The organism is Mesorhizobium sp. M0938, from assembly GCF_040319125.1.
GTDB classification, from domain to species: domain Bacteria; phylum Pseudomonadota; class Alphaproteobacteria; order Rhizobiales; family Rhizobiaceae; genus Mesorhizobium; species Mesorhizobium robiniae.
On record NZ_JAMYNS010000005.1, the window covers coordinates 102,221 to 120,399 of the forward strand.

An 18,179-nucleotide genomic window follows, 5' to 3' on the forward strand; every position below is an offset into this window, starting at 1 on the left:
CCTTGTAGGAGGGGCCGTCACACACTCCAAATGCGTGTTGCCGACCGCACGTTCAAGGTGAAATTCTTGCGGCGTAGTTGGCTGGACAGTTACGGCGGGTCGACTCATTATCCTCCTCATGGTGATTCGACGCCTCCATCTACTTCACGCCCAATGATTCGCCTGTTCAGACCGGCGGTTTCGCGTGAAATACGTGCCAAATCGTCCGTCGTAGCGGCGCTCTTGCCGTTCGCTGCCGTAGTTGTGCTCCAGCCGATGACTTCCAAGGCAGAAGAAAAAGCGCCGCAGCCATTCCAGATCAGGTCTTCCGATCTAAATCCCAGTTCCGCCGACGAGCCTTTCGCAATTACCGCCGATGACATGGCCCCCAAGTTAACCTCGAGCGGTAACGTCACAACCTACCAGGGAACCGAGTCGGCTGGCGACACGGCGATTACCAACAACGAAAATGACCGGGTGGAATTCCTCGACCAGAGCACGGCGGGTCAGGCGACGGTCGTAAACAATTCCGGCGGCAGCGCGCATTTTTCCGACCAGTCGACGGCCGGGAGTGCGTTTATGACCAACAATGCAGACAGCCTGATCGAATTCACCGACCAATCCACGGCTGCGGGATCCAACATCACGAGCAACGAGGGCGGCAGGATTTCCTTCGACGATGATGCCGGAGGCGGCAATGCCGCGATTGCCAATAACGGTTCGATCGCCTTCCAGGGCAACGCCAGCGCCGAGCAGGCGAACATCGTCAGCAATGCCGGAGCCACTGTTTCGTTTTCGGGAAATGCCACTGCCGGCACCGCCCAGATCACCAATAATGGCGGCTTGAATTTTGAAGGGACTTCGAGCGCGGGCCAGAGTCTGATCACCAACAATGAGGGTGCCGCGACAAGCTTTTCCGGCATGAGTTCGGCGGCCACCGCGGCGATCACCAACAATGGCGGCGTCACCTTCACGGACGAGGCCACAGCCGGTTCGGCTAGCATCATCAACAATCAGTCCGGTGTAGTTGCCTTCTCCGGAAATGCCAGCGCCGGGGCGGCCTTCATGGCCAATAGCGGACAGCTCGAGTTTGCCGGCTCCAGTTCGGCCGGCGCCGCGGAGATCGTCAACAACGCAAGCGGCATATTGGCGCTTTCAGACTCGGGCACTCTTGCCAACGCCTCCGTCAACAATGGCGGACTGCTCGATTTCTCCGGCAACGCATCGGCAGGTGCCGCCACGATCGTGACGGGGCCGGCCGGTCGGACGGTCTTTCGCGAGTCGAGCTCAGGCGGCACCGCCGCGCTGGAGACGAATCTGGGCGGAACGGTCGATTTTTCCGACGTCTCCGATGGGCAGATCGAGGTTGGCTCAATCCAGGGACCCGGGACGTACTATCTCGGTGGCGTCGCCCTCGTCGTCGGAGGAAACAATTTGTCGACGACAGTCGATGGCGCCATCGTCGACGGCGGGTTGTCGGGCGGCACTGGCGGTTCTCTGGTCAAAACAGGTGACGGCACGCTGACGCTCTCGGGACCCAACACCTATACCGGGGCAACGGATATAAGCGGCGGCGTTCTTAAGGCAGGTGCGGCGGGTGCTCTTGCGGCGGGATCGGATTTCATCGTTGGCGCAAATGCGATGCTTGACCTTGCCGGCTTCGACCAGACGATCGGCTCGCTCTCTGGCACAGGATCGGTGGATCTCGCCACCGCCCGGTTGACCGCGGGAGGGAACGATGCCGACACCGTCTTCGGGGGCACGACCGGTGGAACCGGCGGCCTGACCAAAACCGGCGGCGGCACCATGGAACTCGCCGGCGTCAACACCTATTCGGGGACCACCGAGGTGGAGCAGGGGGAACTGCGCATTTCGGGCTCCATCGCCGCTTCGTTCGTGCAGGTCGCCGTCGGCGCCATCCTGAGCGGCAACGGCACGGTGGGCACGACGACGGTGGCGGGCACGCTGGCGCGGGAAACCGACGGTGGCACGATGACCGTCGATGGCGATCTCGTTCTCGGGCACGGTTCCACCTACAGTCTGGCCCTCGATCCAAGTGGCGGTGCAAACCTTTTGACCGTGAACGGCACGGCGACGGTCGAGGGGAGTTCCCTCCTGGTTTCCGCGATAGGCGGCTTCACCATCGAGGGGACCAGCTTCAGAATCATCTCGGCGTCGCAGGTGATCGGTAATTTTTCCGACGTTCAAAGCGACATGCCGTTCATCGACCTTGCGCTGCACTATGGAGATGGGACCGTCGACCTCGACGTGTCACGCAACAGCGCACACTTCGTCTCGGTCGCAGATACTGCCAACCAGCGGGCCGTGGCGGGTGCGCTCGCGGAACTGCCGGGTGGTGCGATACTCGACGCTGTCGTTAAATCGGCAAGCACATCCGCGGCACGTTCGGCGTTTGATGCGCTTTCGGGGGAAATTTACCCGAGCCTGGTCAATGGCTTGCTGGAAAGCGACGCCGCGCTGCGCGAGATCATGCTTGTCCGGGCCAGAAATTCCGCTGCCGCGTATGGGTCTCAGACACGGTCACGGCTCTGGTTCGATCCCTACCTGACCGAGGTATCGTTCAGCTCAAACGGCAATGCCGCGAGCAGCCATATCCGCCGCTCCGGCTTTCTCACCGGTGGCGATCTCCAATTGAATGAAAACTGGCTGCTTGGGCTTGCGGCAGGTTACGGTGAGAGCGATTTCGACGTCAGCGCACGCGCTTCGGGCGCCAAAGTCGATACGCTCAGCATCGGGGCCTATTCGGCATGGGCAGGGTCGGGACTGCGGGGCAGGTTTGGCGGACTGTATTCCTGGCATGAAATCAATTCCGAACGAAATATCACCTTTGGCGCGTTCAGGGACAAAGTCGAAGGCAAGTACAATGCGCGCTCCGGTCAGGTATTCGGCGAAGTCGACTATCCATTCAACCTCGCCCGCATGGAAATTGCTCCGTTCGCCAACCTGACCTATGCGCGTTGGGATGCGAATGAGTGGTCGGAAAGCGGCGGCGATGCGGCACTGGATGTCCAGGCCTCACATCTGGACGGCCTGATCGCCACGACCGGATTGCACATGGGCGCCGAGTTTCCCTGGAGCAGCGATCTGCTGATCCGGCTCGGGGCGACGGCCGGTTGGCGCTTCACCTCGCTCAATGGCAGCGGAGAATGGCACCAACTCGCCGGCTCTAGCCCCTTCTTCATTGGCGGCGTCCCCATTGAACGAAACGCCGCTGTGCTCGGTGCCGATCTCCGCGTTGCGTTTCGATCGATGTCGCTGGGGCTTGCTTATGACGGATTGCTGGAGCGCGACTCCCAATACCAATCATATAAAGGCTTCCTGATGGTGAAATTCTGACTGGGCAGTTGCAAATTTGACTCTGTTGCAAGCTTCTCTGGGGGCAAGTTTCTCTTTGCCTAGATTATTTCTTCGTCAAGCGGTGCGAATCTCATAGCGTCGCATGCATGAACTTTGCCGAGGGTCGCCACGTCTGCCCGGTTTTGAGGGAGCGTCTCGATTCAATTCGAGGCTCTCGCCTGTGCGGATTGGGTGCCGCGTCTGTCCTGAAGATTACAGGCCTGGTCCTGGTGCTAGCGCTTGGCAATTGCGCCCGGCCTCCGCCCCTTGTGAATTCGTCTGGGACAAACCTGGTTTCCGCCGAAACGGCCTTCGCCTTTCCCGCGCCAGGCGGCCCCGCCATCACCGCCATTTTGGAGCGGCGATTCACCAATGCCACCCAGCAGGACATTCTGCTCTCGACGTCGGCGCGTACGCCCGGCCAGAACATGCTAAGGGTGCAGCTCTATGGACCTGTCGATACTTCGGCCGCCGGGCAAAACCGGCTTCGCGACGGATATCTTCCGATCGGTGACGTCGGTTCGGAAATGCGGCAGCTGTTGCCGGGCATTCGGATGCAGCGTTCGCCCTATTACGTGCAGAACAAATATGGGCCGTTTGGCTATGCCGCGGGGCGTTCCGCATCGGGTGATACCTGTCTCTATGGCTGGCAGCGGATAAGCTCAACCGGCATGACCCAAACCTGGGTGGGGAACAAGGGCTCGATCCAGATACGCCTCCGCCTGTGCGACCAGAATGCGTCCGAGCAAAGGCTTCTCGACGTCATGTATAGCTATACGATCACCTCCTCCTTCAAAACGCGTAACTGGAATCCGTATGGCGAGCCCGCCGCGCCAGATGCATCGCTGGGCAAAGCCGGGCAACCCATCTACCCCGTTGGTATTTCGCGTTTCGAGACTGTGACCGGGCCGCCGCCCGCCGCGCAGCCAAGACAGTCAAAGGGCCGCGTGTATCGCACCCAGAGGCAAGCGTCGGTAGAGCCGCCCGCAGTCTCCCCAGAACCCACGCCCGTTGGCCCTATGGTGCCACCACCGCCGGGAGCGGAAAGTGCCAATTCCCAGGTGCGGGCCTTGCCCTTACCACCTCCGGTCTCCGCAGCGGAGCGCGTCGGGAACAGTGCTGTGCCGACCGTGCCGCCTCCACCTTGCGTGACTGATGCCACGGGTGGCTGCAAATAAGCCGGTTTACCATTCGCTAACCATACAGAGAGTGGCAGTGAGCCATGAGGTCGAAATCAACCATTACGTGTTCGGATGCATGGTCGCTGCGAGTGGTGGCACCTCCGGCGCAGGGTGGAACGCCGGGGCGCAGCCGGGAACTGGGACGCGATTGGCGACAGGCGGCAAGCGTCCGAATGCAGAGGCATGAATGCGGAAGTTCCTGAGCGTCGTTCAATGGGCCCTGGCTTCGGCGTGCGTGCTCACGCTGGTGACGCTGCCCATCAGTCTGGAAACCCAATTGGTTGCCGGCATGTGCGTGCTCGTTGCCATGATGGTGCTGAAGCTCGTGCGCCCGGACGGCATCTGGCGGCTGGTTGCCCTTGCCTTCGGTACCGCTATCGTCATGCGCTATGTATACTGGCGCACGACAAGCACGCTGCCACCGGTCAACCAACTGGAAAACTTTATTCCCGGATTGTTGGTCTACCTCGCGGAATTGTACAGCGTGCTGATGCTGGCGCTCAGCCTGTTCGTCGTGGCGCTGCCGCTCCCATCGCGACCGTCGCGCGCCAATTCCGGCGACCGTATGCCCACGGTCGACGTCTTTATTCCCACCTATAATGAAGATCCCGAACTGTTGGCCAACACAATGGCCGCAGCAAAGGGCATGGATTATCCGGCTGACAAGTTCAACGTCTGGCTACTTGATGATGGTGGAACCGCTCAGAAGCGGAACTCGGACAAAATCGGCGACGCCAACAATGCGGAGCGGCGCTACGCGCAATTGCAAAAGCTGAGCGCCGAGTTGGGCGTGAGCTATTTGACGCGTGATCGCAACGAACATGCAAAGGCTGGCAACCTCAACAACGGACTCTCAAACTCGACGGGTGAACTCATCGCCGTGTTCGACGCGGACCATGCACCGGCGCGCGACTTTCTCAAGGAGACCGTCGGCTATTTCGATGAAGATCCAAAGCTGTTCCTCGTCCAGACACCGCACTTCTTCCTCAATCCAGATCCAGTTGAGCGAAACCTCCGCACTTTTGAAGAGATGCCGTCCGAAAACGAGATGTTCTATGGCATCATTCAGCGTGGCCTCGACAAATGGAATGCGGCGTTCTTCTGTGGATCGGCGGCGGTGCTGCGGCGTACGGCCCTTGCGGAAACAGGCGGCTTCAGTGGCGTCAGCATCACCGAGGACTGCGAGACGGCAGTCGAACTGCACGCGCGTGGCTGGCATAGTGTCTATGTCGACAAGCCGCTGATTGCCGGGCTGCAACCGGCAACCTTCGCCAGCTTCATCGGCCAGAGAAGCCGCTGGGCGCAGGGTATGATGCAGATTCTGCGCTTCAGATTCCCGCCGCTCAAGCGCGGCCTCTCGATTCCGCAACGTCTTTGCTACATGTCGTCGACCCTGTTCTGGCTGTTCCCATTCCCGCGCACGATCTTCCTGTTCGCGCCGCTGTTCTACCTGTTCTTCGATCTGCAGATATTCACCGCGTCCGGTGGCGAGTTCATGGCCTATACGCTCACCTACATGATCGTGAATTTGATGATGCAGAACTATCTCTATGGTGCCTTCCGCTGGCCATGGATATCTGAGCTCTACGAATATGTTCAGACGGTGCATCTGCTTCCCGCCGTCGTCTCCGTGATTGTCAATCCGAGGAAGCCAACGTTCAAGGTTACAGCAAAGGACGAATCGATAGCGAGAAGCCGACTTTCCGAAATCGGAAAGCCGTTCTTCGCTATCTTCGCCATCCTGCTCGCCGGCGTGGCGATGACGGTCTACAAGGTCTACGCCGAGCCGTTCAAAGCCGATGTGACGCTGGTCGTCGGGGGGTGGAACCTGCTCAACCTGGTCATCGCCGGCTGCGCCCTGGGTGTCGTCTCTGAACGGGGAGAGCGCGCGGCCACTAGACGCGTCAAGGTCAGTCGCCGCTGTGATTTCCAGGTCGCCGGGAAATGGTTTCAGGGGACAATCGAGAATGTGTCCGCAAACGGCGCGCGCGTGTTGGTCTTCGGCGCCGAGCTCGAGGATCTCGTAATAGACGCCAAGACTGGAATTCGGTTCAAATTGTTCTCCGACGGAACCGAAGCCGTCTTGCCAGTGGCGATACGAAACTTCGAGCGGACAACGGACAGCATCGCGATCGGATGCCTGTACATGCCAACCGAAGCCTTCCATCATCGGCTCGTCGCCGACCTGATCTTCGCAAACTCAAAGCAGTGGGAACAGTTCCAGCTATCGCGCCGGGGCAATCCCGGCCTGCTGCGGGGAACTTTCTGGTTCCTCAGATTGGCGATCTTCCAGACCTACCGGGGCCTAGTTTACTTCTGGCGTGACCTGCGGGGTCGGGACAACCCAAAGCTCATCGGACAACTGGCGGAGAAGCGGCCATGAGAGCCGTTTGCGCATCGGTTGCATTGCTTCTGCTGGCGGTATCGCCGGCAGTCTCCCAGACCGGCCCGTTCGACATGTCCCCCGAAAAGCCGGCTGTTCCCGCGCCTGCTCCACCGACAGGAGTGGCGCCAGCCCAAAATGAGAGCGTTCCGGTCGCCGCGCCGGCACCGCAGCCGGCTGCCTCGCTGGCACGGCGCTACATCGTGCCATTCACCGATCTGGTGCTTTCGGGGGAGCATTCGCAACGCTCCTGGTCGCTCTTTCTCACACCGGAACAAGCCGCCGCAAAAGCGGACCTGCATCTCGGCTATCAAAATGCCGTCGTCGTCGCCCCCGAGGCGTCGCGTCTGAAAATTTCCATCAATGGCAGCGAGCTGGTCGATGCGCCGATCGCCTCGTCTGACAATGCCTCGGGTGTCTCGGTGAGCATACCTGCGAGCCTCCTGCACGCCGGGATGAACGACATCGTGATATCCGCGCTTCAGAGGCACCGTACGGATTGCACCATTGAATCGACTTACGAACTGTGGACGCAGATCGACACGGCCAGAACCTTTCTTTCATTCGAGGGTCCCGATGCCGGACGTTGGAAACGCGTCGAGGACCTGCGCGCGATCGGTGTGAACGAGAGCGGAGCGACGACCTTCCAGCTGATTGTTCCGTCAATGGGACAAGCGATATCGACGTCGCCAACTGTACGCCTGAGTGAAGCACTGGCGCTGATGGCCAGTATGCCAAACCAGTCTTTCGACATCAGCGAGACTGGAACATCCATCGCCAGTCCCGGCACGGCTACCGTAGTTGTGGGGCCAGCATCGGAACTTTCCAATGTGCTGACGGCAGTTCCCCCGGCCGCCGAAACCGGTCCCGTGGCGACATTGGTCGACGATCCCAAGCTTGGCCATTCCATCCTGGTGGTAAGCGGCCCCACCTGGCAAGCAGTCGACATGGCTATCGACGATATTGCCAAGCAGGTCGACCGGCCTGTAGGCAGCCTGCGGACAAGCCTGTCGACGCGGACATGGCGGATGCCGGATGTGCCACTGCTGTCCGGCGCCAGGCGATTGAAGTTTTCCGAGCTTGGCATGAACACGCTGGAATTCTCAGGACGCAGGTTACGTACCGATTTCGCGGTCGGGGTGCCGTCGGATTTCTATGCCAACGCCTACGGCGAAGCGACAATCCTGCTGGATGCAGCCTACTCGCAGGACGTGCTACCCGGGAGCCATATCGACGTCTATGTCAATGACAGTATTGCAGCCACCGTACCGATCACGACCTCGGGCGGCGAAATTCTACGGCATCTGCCTATCAAAGTCACGATGCGGCACTTCAGACCGGGCGATAACGTCATCGCAATCGAGGCCGTTCTCTCAACCAGAACCGATGCAATCTGCGCACCCGGCGCGACGGCGCAAGGCGGCCAGCGCTTCGTGATTTTCGACAGCTCCGAGTTCGTCGTTCCCGATTTCGCGCGAGTGGCCAGAACACCCGATCTTGCAGCGATAAGCGGCACGGGTTTCCCCTACAATCGTTCGGAATACACGTTGCCGTTAATCATGGATCGCACTCAGCCGGAGAGCGTTTCCGCTGGGGTGACACTTTTGGCGCGAATGTCCGTCGCCGCTGGACGCCTCATAGAAGTCGATTCCCTGACTGCGGCCGCCGCCGTGGCGGACAGGAACGCGCTGTTCGTCAGTGCGATCTCGCAGGTCCCCCCGGCAGTTCTGGCTCAGGTCGGCGTTTCGAACGCAGCGTCCTCGGCTTGGGGAGAAACTGTCGCTTCGATCCGTCCGAACACGGAAGTGACATTCGATCGCTGGCGCGAGAGGCTGCGCGACAGCGGCTGGCGCGGCCAGATCGGCTCGCTTCAGGATTGGTTGACCAGAACCTTCAACATTTCCACGAATTCGTTTCGGATCTTCCCCGGCCCCGCAGCCGAATTCACGCCGCAAGGCAGCGCCAGCCTTGTCGTCGCGCAGGAAGCCAGCCCGGCGGGCTCCGGCACATGGACACTTGTCACCGCTCCCACTGTCCGTGCTCTGCGGGATGGTGTCCGCTCGCTGACGGAACAGGCCACTTGGCGGCAGGTGGAAGGACACATCACAACCGTCAACAGCGGCAGTGACAGGATTGTCACCGTGCCGGTCACGCGTTTCAATTTCGTCGCAACGCAGCCATTCTCGATTGGGAACTACCGCCTGATCGTCGCCAACTGGCTATCCGCCAATGCGCTGTTCTATGCTGTCGTGCTGACCTTGCTGTCGATCTTGCTGGGCTTTGCAACCGCCGGGCTGCTCGGCGCGCTGGGACGGCGCAGGTGACACGTTCGGCACGGGCGTTGCTTGTTATTCTCGGTGCCGCTTTGCTTGTCGTGACGCTGCAATCCGGTGATGTTCGAGCGGCTGGAGCAATCACCGCGGAGGAATGGAGCCTTTACAAAGAAAAGTTTCTCGACCCGAGCGGAAGAATCATTGACAACGCCAATGGAAAGATCAGTCACAGCGAAGGTCAGGGATACGGGCTGCTATTGTCCTATCTTGCCGATAATAAAGGCGATTTCGATCGCATCTGGGCATTTACTCGCACGGAGATGTTGGTGCGGGGCGATGGGCTGGTTGCCTGGAAATGGGATCCTGCGGCGGTTCCGCATGTAGCCGACACCAACAATGCCAGCGATGGCGACGTGCTGATCGCTTACGGTTTGGCCCTTGCCGGGGCTGCCTGGCAGCGCCCTGACCTCAGCGCCTCCGCCCGCAACATCGCGGCAGCGTTAGCTGCCAATGGATTGGAAACTGTAGGCGATCTGGTTCTTCTCAAGCCGGGCAATTCAGGCTTCTCCGCCGGCGACCGCAAGGACGGCCCTGTCGTTAACCCGTCCTACTGGGTGTTCGAAGCGTTTCCGGTACTGGCCGAACTGGTGCCGGACGGGCCCTGGCGGGAGCTCGATGGCAGCGGCAAGCACTTGCTGGCGACTTCAATGAAAATCGGACCATCGAGCCTGCCGCCGGATTGGGTGTCCTTGAAGGCAAAACCTCGTGCCGCCGATGGGTTTCCTCCGGAATTCAGCTACAATGCCGTGCGAATCCCGCTCTACCTTCTCCGCTCGGGCAATCGCGACCGGGCATTGCTGGAACCATTCATGACCCAAATGCGCGATCAGAATGGGCGCGTGCGTATCGTCGACATCGCCACGGGCCAAACGCGTCAATTGCTTGACGATGCCGGCTATCGCATCATCCCCGCCCTGGTCGCCTGCGTCTTGGACGGGACACCCCTGCCTGACGATACGCGGTCGTTCTCGCCGACCGACTATTACCCTTCGACCTTGCAGTTGCTGGCGCTGTCCTATGCAAGGCGCAACAAGCCGGATTGTCTATGAAACCGGTGGTGTTCATAGCCGCCGGCGTGACGCTGCTTGGCGCCGTCATTCTCCGAGACGCCGGCTATTTGGGCGGTGGGACCTCGATTTCCGATGCCGATCATTCTGCCACCGGCAACGCTCAATCCGAGATGGGATACTCGTCTGTCGCGCAGCAGGCCCCCGCGACGACAGAACGTGCCAAATCCAGTAGCGCGCGGACTGCGTCGCCGAAGGTCGACGAGACGGCGCTCCGCTACTTTGCCTCCAAGGGCGATACCAAGCGGCTGGAGGCGGAGATCGCCCGCCTGAGAGCCCTCTACCCCCAATGGACGCCGCCGGAAAATCCTTTGGCCGTGCAGGAAGCGGGCGACCCGCAACTCGACCAGATGTGGAAGCTCTATTCCGAAGGCAAACTTGCCGAGGTACGAAAGGCGATAGCCGACAGGCAAACCGCACAGGCTGGTTGGCAACCTCCAGCGGACCTGCTCGACCGGTTGGCGGTTGCGGAAGCCAGGGAGCAATTGATCAACGCATCCAATCTCAAACAATACGAGGCGGTGATCCGGATTGGCTCGACGAGCTCCAGTCTGCTGACATGCGGCGATGTCGATGTACTGTGGCGCGTAGCCGAAGCTTTCGCGCATACACAACGCGAGGACCGGGCGCGCGACGCCTACCTTTATGTGCTGAACAATTGCAAGAAACCCGAGGAGCGCATCGCCACGGTCCAGAAGGCGTTGCCGCTGTTGTCGCGGCCAAACCTCGACCAGCTTCTCGCCACGGAGCAGAAGACGGCCGACGGCAAAGGGGAATTTTCGGCGATACGCGCCGACATCGCGAGACAGAGCCTTGCCAACGCCGATGCTGATCCGAAGCTGATTGTGGCACCGGCCGATATTGCGACCGTGGAAGCGCTGGCCACCGCGGGGGGATTGCCGTCCGATGCCCTGCTGCTGGGCTGGTATCATGTCCGCCGTAATAACCCGAAAGGGGCGGAAAAATGGTTTCGAAAGGCCCACGATAAGGAAGATACAGCCGTTGCCTCACAAGGTCTTGCGCTTGCCCTCATCAATCAGAACCGTCCTGCCGAAGCCGAGCAAATTCTCTATCCATGGCACGATACCAATGATGACGTGAGGCGCGTCTATCTGGCTGCGGTCGCGAACCTTCTTGCGGTCACACCGCCTGCGCCGCTGAGCCCTGATGTCCTGGAGCGGATGGTTCAGGAAATCTACGCCGCCAAGGATGCCGCGTCAGCGCAACAGCTCGGCTGGTACGCCGATGGACTGGAACAGTCACAGACGGCCGCGCAATGGTTCAAGCTCGCGCTCGACTGGAAACCCGACGACGAGCCCTCGGCCTATGGCCTCGCGCTGACGCGCTGGAAAATCGGCGACAAGGCCGGTGCGCGGGAGATACAGGCCGCCTGGGCAGGACGCTCAGAACGCATACCGACGGTCGGCGAGCGCAGCATCGAGACGGCGGCAGTCGGGTACGGCGTGGCAGCTGAATCACGCCCGCGCCAGCGAACGACGCAGAGCGGCTCTGAGGATCAGGCCAATCAATCCGTTGATCAGCCAAGATCCTATCGAAATGCCGTACAAGCAAGCCCTCGCGCCAGGCCCAGTCAGCAAAATCGGGGCTGCTCGAGCACCATAGATCCAGAATCATTGGCTCCCGACGTGGCGCTCACGCGCGGCTGGTGCCTGATGGAGGCAAACAGGCCGATTGAAGCTGCTGCAGCTTTTGAAATTGCGCTGCGCGGTTCCGCCAAGACCCGCTCCGATGCCGCTTACGGGCAAAGCCTGGCCTACCTGCGTGTCGGTCTTTCGGACATGGCGTCAGTGGCTGCTTCCAAAGCTCCTTTGGATGGCGACCGCAGGGTCGAAGTGCAAACCGCGCTTCTGGAAGCGCGGGCGACGACCGCTTTCGACCAGGGGCGATATGCCGAGGCCCTCATGGCATTGGACGAAAGGTCGCGCATTGCGCCCGAGCGCACTGGCCTGATGGTGCTGCGTGGCTATGCGTATCTGAAATTGCGGCGGTTCGGCGATGCGGAACAGGTTTTTCGCGCCGTCGCAGGCACCGGCAATCGGGATGCGTTGAAGGGGCTAAACGACGTCAGGCTGTCCCGCGACGCAAAATTCCAATAAGTACGCACATAATCCCTTCTCGGCACGAGATTGTCACCTATTGTAGGTACGAACTGTTACCCATATCTCCGGGCTGGACCCGACGCGAACGACAGCTTTGTGCCTATGGTCAGTCGTTGGAGCTAGTCTAGCCCCAGCGGAATGCCAAAGCAGAAATTCGAGCGAACAGGCGAACCGGTACGTTGCCACCCAAAACCGAACGCCCAGCGGCAGCCATTGGCGAAGAGTTCGATCTCCAGCCGCAGAGTGAGCGAACTGGTCGGCATAGAGCGCGCGGCGAGATAGGTGGAACGGCCGGAACCGCCTTGGATTACGCGGGCGATCTGCTTGAGCACCTCGTCGCCCGCCATATGGCCATAAGTATCGTTGTATCGCTTGAAGTTGTCGGCATCGATCATCAATAGCGACAATGGGGACTGTGCGCGAAAAGCACGTTTCCATTCAGACGCCAGATATTCGTCAGAATAGCGTCTGTTGCCGAGACCGGTCAGCCCATCGATCCGCGTCAGACGCTCAAGCTCGAGGTTTGCACCGATCAGCTGTCGCTGGCTTTCCCTTAGCGCGCGGTATGCCGCGTCTCGCTGAACGTGGTCCAGATAGGCTCGCGTGTGATATCGGATGCGCGCAATCAGTTCGATACGATCCGGCAGCTTGACGAGATAGTCGTTCGCCCCCGCAGCGAAGGCTTCGCCCTTGATGGCTTGGATCGTCCTTGCTCGACAGCACAATGACCGGGACCGCGTGCGTATGTTTCCTGTATTCCCGCACCAAATGCAGTCCCATCGACCCCGGGCAATCCGAGATCCTGCAGGATGACGGTTGGCCTTACCTCATTCGCGACCGTGATCCCTTCAACGGGTCGGTGCAGAAGTGCAAGGCAATAGCGGCTCCATTGGCCAAGGCGCGCCTAACGGCCTCGCAAACCATAACCTGATCATCGATGAGCAAAACCATCGAAGAATAGTATCCGCGAGAGGCGGGGACCAGCAATAAAAACACTGAATTTGAAATGACACAGGCTCGCGTAAGATGCGGCACGACATTAACCGCGATCGCGTGGAGGAGAGGGGGGATCAGGCGCAGGAGAACGCCTGTCTGCATCAGGCTGATCAGCCCGCATCTCGGCAAAGATCCAGTCACGGAATGTCTTAACCTTCTTCTGCCGCAGCGCGCCTTCCGGGTAGACAACGTAATATTTCGACCGCGATTTCAGTGCGAGGTCGAAGGGCCGCACCAATCGTCCCGCCGCCAGGTCGGCAGAAACCAGCGCGCTCCGGCCGAGCAGCACGCCTTCGCCGTGCACCGCCGCCTCGACGGCATAAGTGGCGGAATCGAACTTCATACCGCTGCTCGGATTTATGCCTTCGACACCTGCGTGCTGCAGCCACGTCGCCCAGTCAATGCGGAAATTGTCGTGGATAAGCGTGTGATGTTTCAGGTCGCGCGGCAAACGGAGCGGATGATCCCCCTTCAGCAGCTGGACTGCAGACGGGTGAGACATCCTCGTCGGACAAGAATTCCGACACCACCCCTTCGTAAGCGCCGGCGCCGTAGCGGATGGCGATATCGATACCGTCGCGAATGAAATCCGCGAGCACGCCGGATGTGGCGAGCCGCACATCGATGTTGCGATTGTCGCGATGGAACCGATACAGCCGCGGCACCAGCCAGCGCCCGGCAAAACCGTCCGACGTACTGACGGTCAGCACATTCGCCGAGCGCGCCGCCCGGGCCGGAACTACACATATCAGATGATGTTTCTGTCTTAAGATAGCCGGAGGAAAGCAACATGACCTATCCGCAGCTCACGCGCATACCAATCGCCGAGACGGGAATGCGTGTATTCGAAGCGATTGTGAACCCGGACGTCACGACCAAGTTCTGATTCAGCAAAGGAAGCGGAAGACTGGAGACCGGCAGGGCCGTCAAGTGGATTGGCAGAGCCACGATGGCTCCATCGAGGTCATGCCAAAAGTCGTGGAGGCAAACAGGCGCGTAGTGACTGAATGGCCTGGCTATAGCGGCCCGACGACTGTGGAATGGACGTTCCAAGCGATTCCAGACGGTACGACGTTCGTACGCGTGCGGGAGGCTGGATGGACGAGAGATGACGATAAGCTCATGCGCTACGTCGCTGATTCCACGCAAGGCTTCACGCTTTTGCTTGCGGGGCTGAAGGCTTGGCTCGAGCACGGTATCCAACTGAACCTGACGCTCGATCGTTATCCGAAAGGGTATCGAGGACCAACAGTTTGAGTAAGGTCGAGCGGTTGTGAGCAAATATTGACCAACAGCGGCTGAAGTGGAAACCGCAGACCAGCAGCGTGCTGGCAGCGTGCGCCCGTACAGAACCTCAGAGTTTGCCTCGGCGAGCGGCTGCTGCCACGAAAGCAGATGTGAAGAGCAGATGGACAACCAGAAATAGCTTAGCAACGTCCCGCGCTTCGCCGCTGACGACGCCCCAAATGTCGTTTGCCGCGACGGCGCCGAAGCCAACGATGTTCGCGACCATGACGACACGGAGCGTTGGGGGGGCGGCATTTCTCGACAGCCAGTTGAGCACAGCGATACCGAGAAACGGTCCGCCGAGAAGCCGCAGCAGCGCAAGCAGTTCGGGTGCAGCATCCGTCGGCACGGCACCCCGCCCGAACTGTATCGGAAAGAACATAAGTGCCAGGCCGATAAGGGCCATGTAAAGCGCAGCTATGGTAAGTATCAATTTCGTCATGGGGTTTCCTCAGCCAGACATCAGGGTCGAGTGTGGCGGATTCTGCAGACCTCAAATGATTTGGCGGGATCTTCGTAGCGACCGCAATATCAGAGTGGTTCAGCGAAACATACTTATCACGTGTGTCCGGGGCGCATTATGCCCAAGCTTGGTCCAAACGCACCGGTTCTATTGTACCGTAATCGCCGTGCCAGCCGGGTGGGAGGCCGCTAGTAAGAGTTGGATGACAGATGGCAAGCAGTTCAAGGGACCCGCTTCAAGAGCGGGTCATCCAGCGGTGCAATAATGAAAGTCATGAGTTAACCCTCGCCGACGGGCAAGAATGGGCCATGCCAAGGGTGCTGGAGGACAATCATGTGCTATCGGACCTTCGCGGGCAGCGCCAACTCCACTGGATCCCTATATGCATGGACCTCCTCACCGAGGACGACGAGGGTACTCCACGGGGCTATTCCGACTTTCCATGGTACGGGTCGCATGTCCTCATTCTTCGCATCGACGCGGCCAATGGCCTGCGCGAAACAATGAGGCCATATGGTCAATTCTTGCCGCTGAAGGGCGGTGATCGATTGGAGTTGTTTAACGCGACGACCGTCTTGGATGCGCTGGATGAAGATCAATCGGAAATCGTACGCTTCGAGGACGGCGATATCCTGAACATAGAGCGTTATGTGTTTCGCCAGGAAGCAGTTGGGAATTGCCCTATCTTCAAACTGCCCTACCGAGCATCGAACCTGTATATGCAGGCTGGATTCATTGACCAGGTCAAGCGCATGCGGTTTTGTGGAGTTGGGTTCAAACTGGTGTGGAGTGATGAGATTGACCCGGTACGCGAGGTCATTTTGCCGCCTCGCAGCCAGCCCGTGAGAAAAAAGCGTTGGTGGTAGCGCTGAAGCCGAAAAGCAATCGCGAGTGCCTTCGCGGGTACTCCGCGCAATAGCGCGCGCCGTACCATCGATCAGCCCGGCGGCGATCCGTTCGGAAAGCGGTCCGCGCCAAAAGACAGTCAGCGTCAAGCCCGCAGAAATGGGTGGACGCCCCACTAACTGAGGATCGTATGTTACTTCGAAGATCAGTTAACCGTACGGTCGTCAGTAACTTGACTCAGGCGCACTCGATCTCCTTCGTAGCATCACTCTATACTCCGGGCCGACAACGCTCCGTTACCAGGGAAGGATAGGAATGCAAGCGCATGCGTCCCCGAGCCCAACCGTGGCAGATTCGGCGTTCGCCTTTGGCTCATTCCTGCTCTATCCGGAGCGACATCTTCTTCTCAAGAACGATGAGCCCGTCACGATCGGCTCCCGAGCGCTTGAGATACTCATCGCGTTGACCGAGCATGCCGGCGAACTGGCAACGAAGGATGAATTGACCGCGAGAGCCTGGCCCAACGCCACGGTGGAGGAGTCGAATCTCAGAGCTCAGATCGCATTGCTCCGCAGGGTGCTCGGCGACGATCAAGCCGCTCCGCGATACATCGTCGCCGTTCCATCAAGAGGCTATCGGTTCATTGCTCCTCTCACCCGCTCTCATGTTGAACACGAGCCCCAGACGATAACGGCCCCGAACAATCTTCCAAGACAGCTCACGCACCCCATCGGACTGACGAAGCGATCAAGATCGTCGAAGGGCGATTTCAACGGTTCCGTATGGTCACAATTGTCGGCCCAGGTGGCATAGGCAAGACGACCCTGGGCTTTCGCGTGGCAGAACAATTGTTGTCATCGCATAAAGATGGCATTTGCTTCGTGGACCTTGCCCCGATCACGAATCCCAAGCTCGTCCCTTCAGTCTTGGCCTCACAGCTTCGCCTCCCGGAGACATTGGGGGATCCGACCGCGAGCCTCATCGGGCGCCTTCGCGGGAAACATATGCTGCTCGTGCTCGACAGTTGCGAACTCGTTCTCGAAGCCACTGCCCGTCTGGCGGAGGCCTTGCTCCGGGAAGCACCAGAAATTACCATCCTTGCCACCAGCCGCGAGGCGTTGCGGGTGGAGGGCGAAAGCGTCTACAGGCTCCCCCCTCTCGACATGCCGCCTTCCGCTGCCGGCCTGACTGCCGCCGACGCGTTGGAATATCCCGCCATTCGACTGTTCGTCGAGCGGGCGACCTCTTCCGGGAGCGAGTATTCGTTCAACGATGACGAAGCTCCTGTGGTCGCGCATATATGCCGCCAGCTAGGGTCAGGACCTATTAATCCGCCTGAGTTGATGGTGAGTGGCTGATTCATTGTTGGCGGAGGTGCCACGATGGATGATTTGCTGATGTTATCACCGGAGCAGATGCGGCGGATCGAGCCGTACTTCCCGCTGTCGCACGGCGTGCCTCGGGTAGATGATCGGCGGGTGCTCAGTGGGATCCTGTTCGTCATCCGCAATGGGTTGCGCTGGCGGGATGCTCCGGCCGGTTACGGGCCGCACAAAACGATCTACAACCGATTCATCCGCTGGAGCCGGATGGGCGTGTTCAACCGCATCCTGGCCGAACTGGCGGCTCGGGCCGGCGACCCGGACCAGTTGATGATCGATGCGACACACCTGAAGGCACATCGCACCGCCGCCAGCCTGCTCAAAAAGGGGCTCTACCCCGATGTATCGGACGCAGCCGAGGCGGCCTGACCAGCAAGCTACAGGTGGTTTGCGATGGCAAGGGTCGTCCACTGCTGCTGTACCTGACCGAAGGCCAGGCCAACGACCACAAAGCAGCCGCCGCGTTACTCGAGCACCTGCCGCCAGCCCGCCATCTGCTCGCCGACCGTGCCTATAGCTCGATCGGCTTCCGCGATGCCCTCGTCCAGCGCGGCATCACTCCGTGCATTCCGCCCCATGCAAAGCACCGCATCAAGCATAACTACGATCCGGTTCTCTACCGCCAACGCCACAAGATCGAGAACACCTTCGCCCGCCTCAAGGACTGGCGACGCATTCATACCCGATACGACCGTTGCGCTCACACCTTCCTGTCCGCTATCGCTTTCGCCGCCACATTCATCTTTTGGATCAATGAGTCCTGACCCTAGATGGAATTGCCCTCG

14 protein-coding genes and 1 pseudogene are annotated in these 18,179 nt (G+C 59.9%); 11 read left to right on the forward strand and 4 right to left on the reverse strand.

The annotated features are described in order from the left end of the window. Positions 1 to 116: 116 nt before the first annotated feature. The gene (locus NKH73_RS10440; protein WP_352930950.1) at positions 117 to 362 is read right to left on the reverse strand and encodes a hypothetical protein; all 246 of its coding nucleotides are present in this window, start codon (positions 360 to 362) and stop codon (positions 117 to 119) included. Here NKH73_RS10440 and NKH73_RS10445 point away from each other — a divergent pair. From NKH73_RS10445 to NKH73_RS10470, 6 genes are all read left to right on the forward strand, one after another. Continuing rightward, positions 361 to 3,336 (forward strand): autotransporter outer membrane beta-barrel domain-containing protein, encoded by a 2,976-nt coding sequence (locus NKH73_RS10445; protein ID WP_352930952.1) that lies wholly within the window; start codon positions 361 to 363, stop codon positions 3,334 to 3,336. The genes NKH73_RS10440 and NKH73_RS10445 overlap by 2 nt on opposite strands. Before the next feature lie 107 nt (positions 3,337 to 3,443). After that, positions 3,444 to 4,514 (forward strand): cellulose biosynthesis protein BcsN, encoded by a 1,071-nt coding sequence (gene bcsN / locus NKH73_RS10450; protein ID WP_352930954.1) that lies wholly within the window; start codon positions 3,444 to 3,446, stop codon positions 4,512 to 4,514. Between the two features lie 190 nt (positions 4,515 to 4,704). After that, positions 4,705 to 6,900 carry a UDP-forming cellulose synthase catalytic subunit gene (gene bcsA, locus NKH73_RS10455; protein WP_352930956.1) on the forward strand — a complete coding sequence of 732 codons (2,196 nt, stop codon included), beginning with the start codon at positions 4,705 to 4,707 and terminating at the stop codon, positions 6,898 to 6,900. A 23-nt stretch (positions 6,901 to 6,923) separates the two neighbouring features. Further along, positions 6,924 to 9,224, forward strand: a complete 2,301-nt coding sequence (locus NKH73_RS10460) for a cellulose biosynthesis cyclic di-GMP-binding regulatory protein BcsB (RefSeq protein WP_352930958.1) — start codon at positions 6,924 to 6,926, stop codon at positions 9,222 to 9,224. Between the two features lie 41 nt (positions 9,225 to 9,265). Beyond that, positions 9,266 to 10,282 (forward strand): family 8 glycosyl hydrolase, encoded by a 1,017-nt coding sequence (locus NKH73_RS10465; RefSeq protein WP_502893891.1) that lies wholly within the window; start codon positions 9,266 to 9,268, stop codon positions 10,280 to 10,282. 26 nt (positions 10,283 to 10,308) lie between these two features. After that, on the forward strand, positions 10,309 to 12,417 hold the full coding sequence (locus tag NKH73_RS10470) for a tetratricopeptide repeat protein (RefSeq protein ID WP_352930960.1): 2,109 nt from the start codon (positions 10,309 to 10,311) through the stop codon (positions 12,415 to 12,417). Between the two features lie 122 nt (positions 12,418 to 12,539). Here the strand turns inward: NKH73_RS10470 and NKH73_RS10475 are convergent, their stop codons facing one another. Together NKH73_RS10475 and NKH73_RS10480 are read right to left on the reverse strand one after the other, a co-directional pair. Further along, positions 12,540 to 13,145, reverse strand: a complete 606-nt coding sequence (locus NKH73_RS10475; RefSeq protein ID WP_352930963.1) for a GGDEF domain-containing protein — start codon at positions 13,143 to 13,145, stop codon at positions 12,540 to 12,542. A 314-nt stretch (positions 13,146 to 13,459) separates the two neighbouring features. Beyond that, positions 13,460 to 14,138, reverse strand: a pseudogene (locus tag NKH73_RS10480) (LysR substrate-binding domain-containing protein); the annotation flags it as partial. 208 nt (positions 14,139 to 14,346) lie between these two features. On the opposite strand from NKH73_RS10480, the gene NKH73_RS10485 reads away from it, so the two are divergent. Beyond that, positions 14,347 to 14,673 carry an SRPBCC domain-containing protein gene (locus NKH73_RS10485; RefSeq protein WP_352930965.1) on the forward strand — a complete coding sequence of 109 codons (327 nt, stop codon included), beginning with the start codon at positions 14,347 to 14,349 and terminating at the stop codon, positions 14,671 to 14,673. 97 nt (positions 14,674 to 14,770) lie between these two features. Here NKH73_RS10485 and NKH73_RS10490 read toward each other — a convergent pair whose 3' ends face one another. Beyond that, the gene (locus NKH73_RS10490) at positions 14,771 to 15,145 is read right to left on the reverse strand and encodes a hypothetical protein (RefSeq protein WP_352930967.1); all 375 of its coding nucleotides are present in this window, start codon (positions 15,143 to 15,145) and stop codon (positions 14,771 to 14,773) included. Between the two features lie 407 nt (positions 15,146 to 15,552). On the opposite strand from NKH73_RS10490, the gene NKH73_RS10495 reads away from it, so the two are divergent. The 4 genes from NKH73_RS10495 to NKH73_RS10510 all read left to right on the forward strand — a co-directional run bounded on the left by NKH73_RS10495 (position 15,553) and on the right by NKH73_RS10510 (position 18,158). Beyond that, positions 15,553 to 16,032, forward strand: a complete 480-nt coding sequence (locus NKH73_RS10495; protein ID WP_352930969.1) for an imm11 family protein — start codon at positions 15,553 to 15,555, stop codon at positions 16,030 to 16,032. A 295-nt stretch (positions 16,033 to 16,327) separates the two neighbouring features. After that, positions 16,328 to 16,825, forward strand: a complete 498-nt coding sequence (locus tag NKH73_RS10500) for a winged helix-turn-helix domain-containing protein (RefSeq protein ID WP_352930971.1) — start codon at positions 16,328 to 16,330, stop codon at positions 16,823 to 16,825. A 191-nt stretch (positions 16,826 to 17,016) separates the two neighbouring features. Beyond that, positions 17,017 to 17,370, forward strand: coding sequence for a hypothetical protein (locus NKH73_RS10505; RefSeq protein WP_352930973.1), 354 nt, complete (start codon positions 17,017 to 17,019; stop codon positions 17,368 to 17,370). A gap of 24 nt (positions 17,371 to 17,394) precedes the next feature. After that, a protein-coding gene (locus NKH73_RS10510) for an IS5 family transposase (RefSeq protein ID WP_287231268.1) occupies positions 17,395 to 18,158 on the forward strand; the annotation gives its coding sequence in 2 pieces (ribosomal slippage) (positions 17,395 to 17,728 and positions 17,728 to 18,158; 765 coding nt in all). Positions 18,159 to 18,179: the final 21 nt, after the last annotated feature.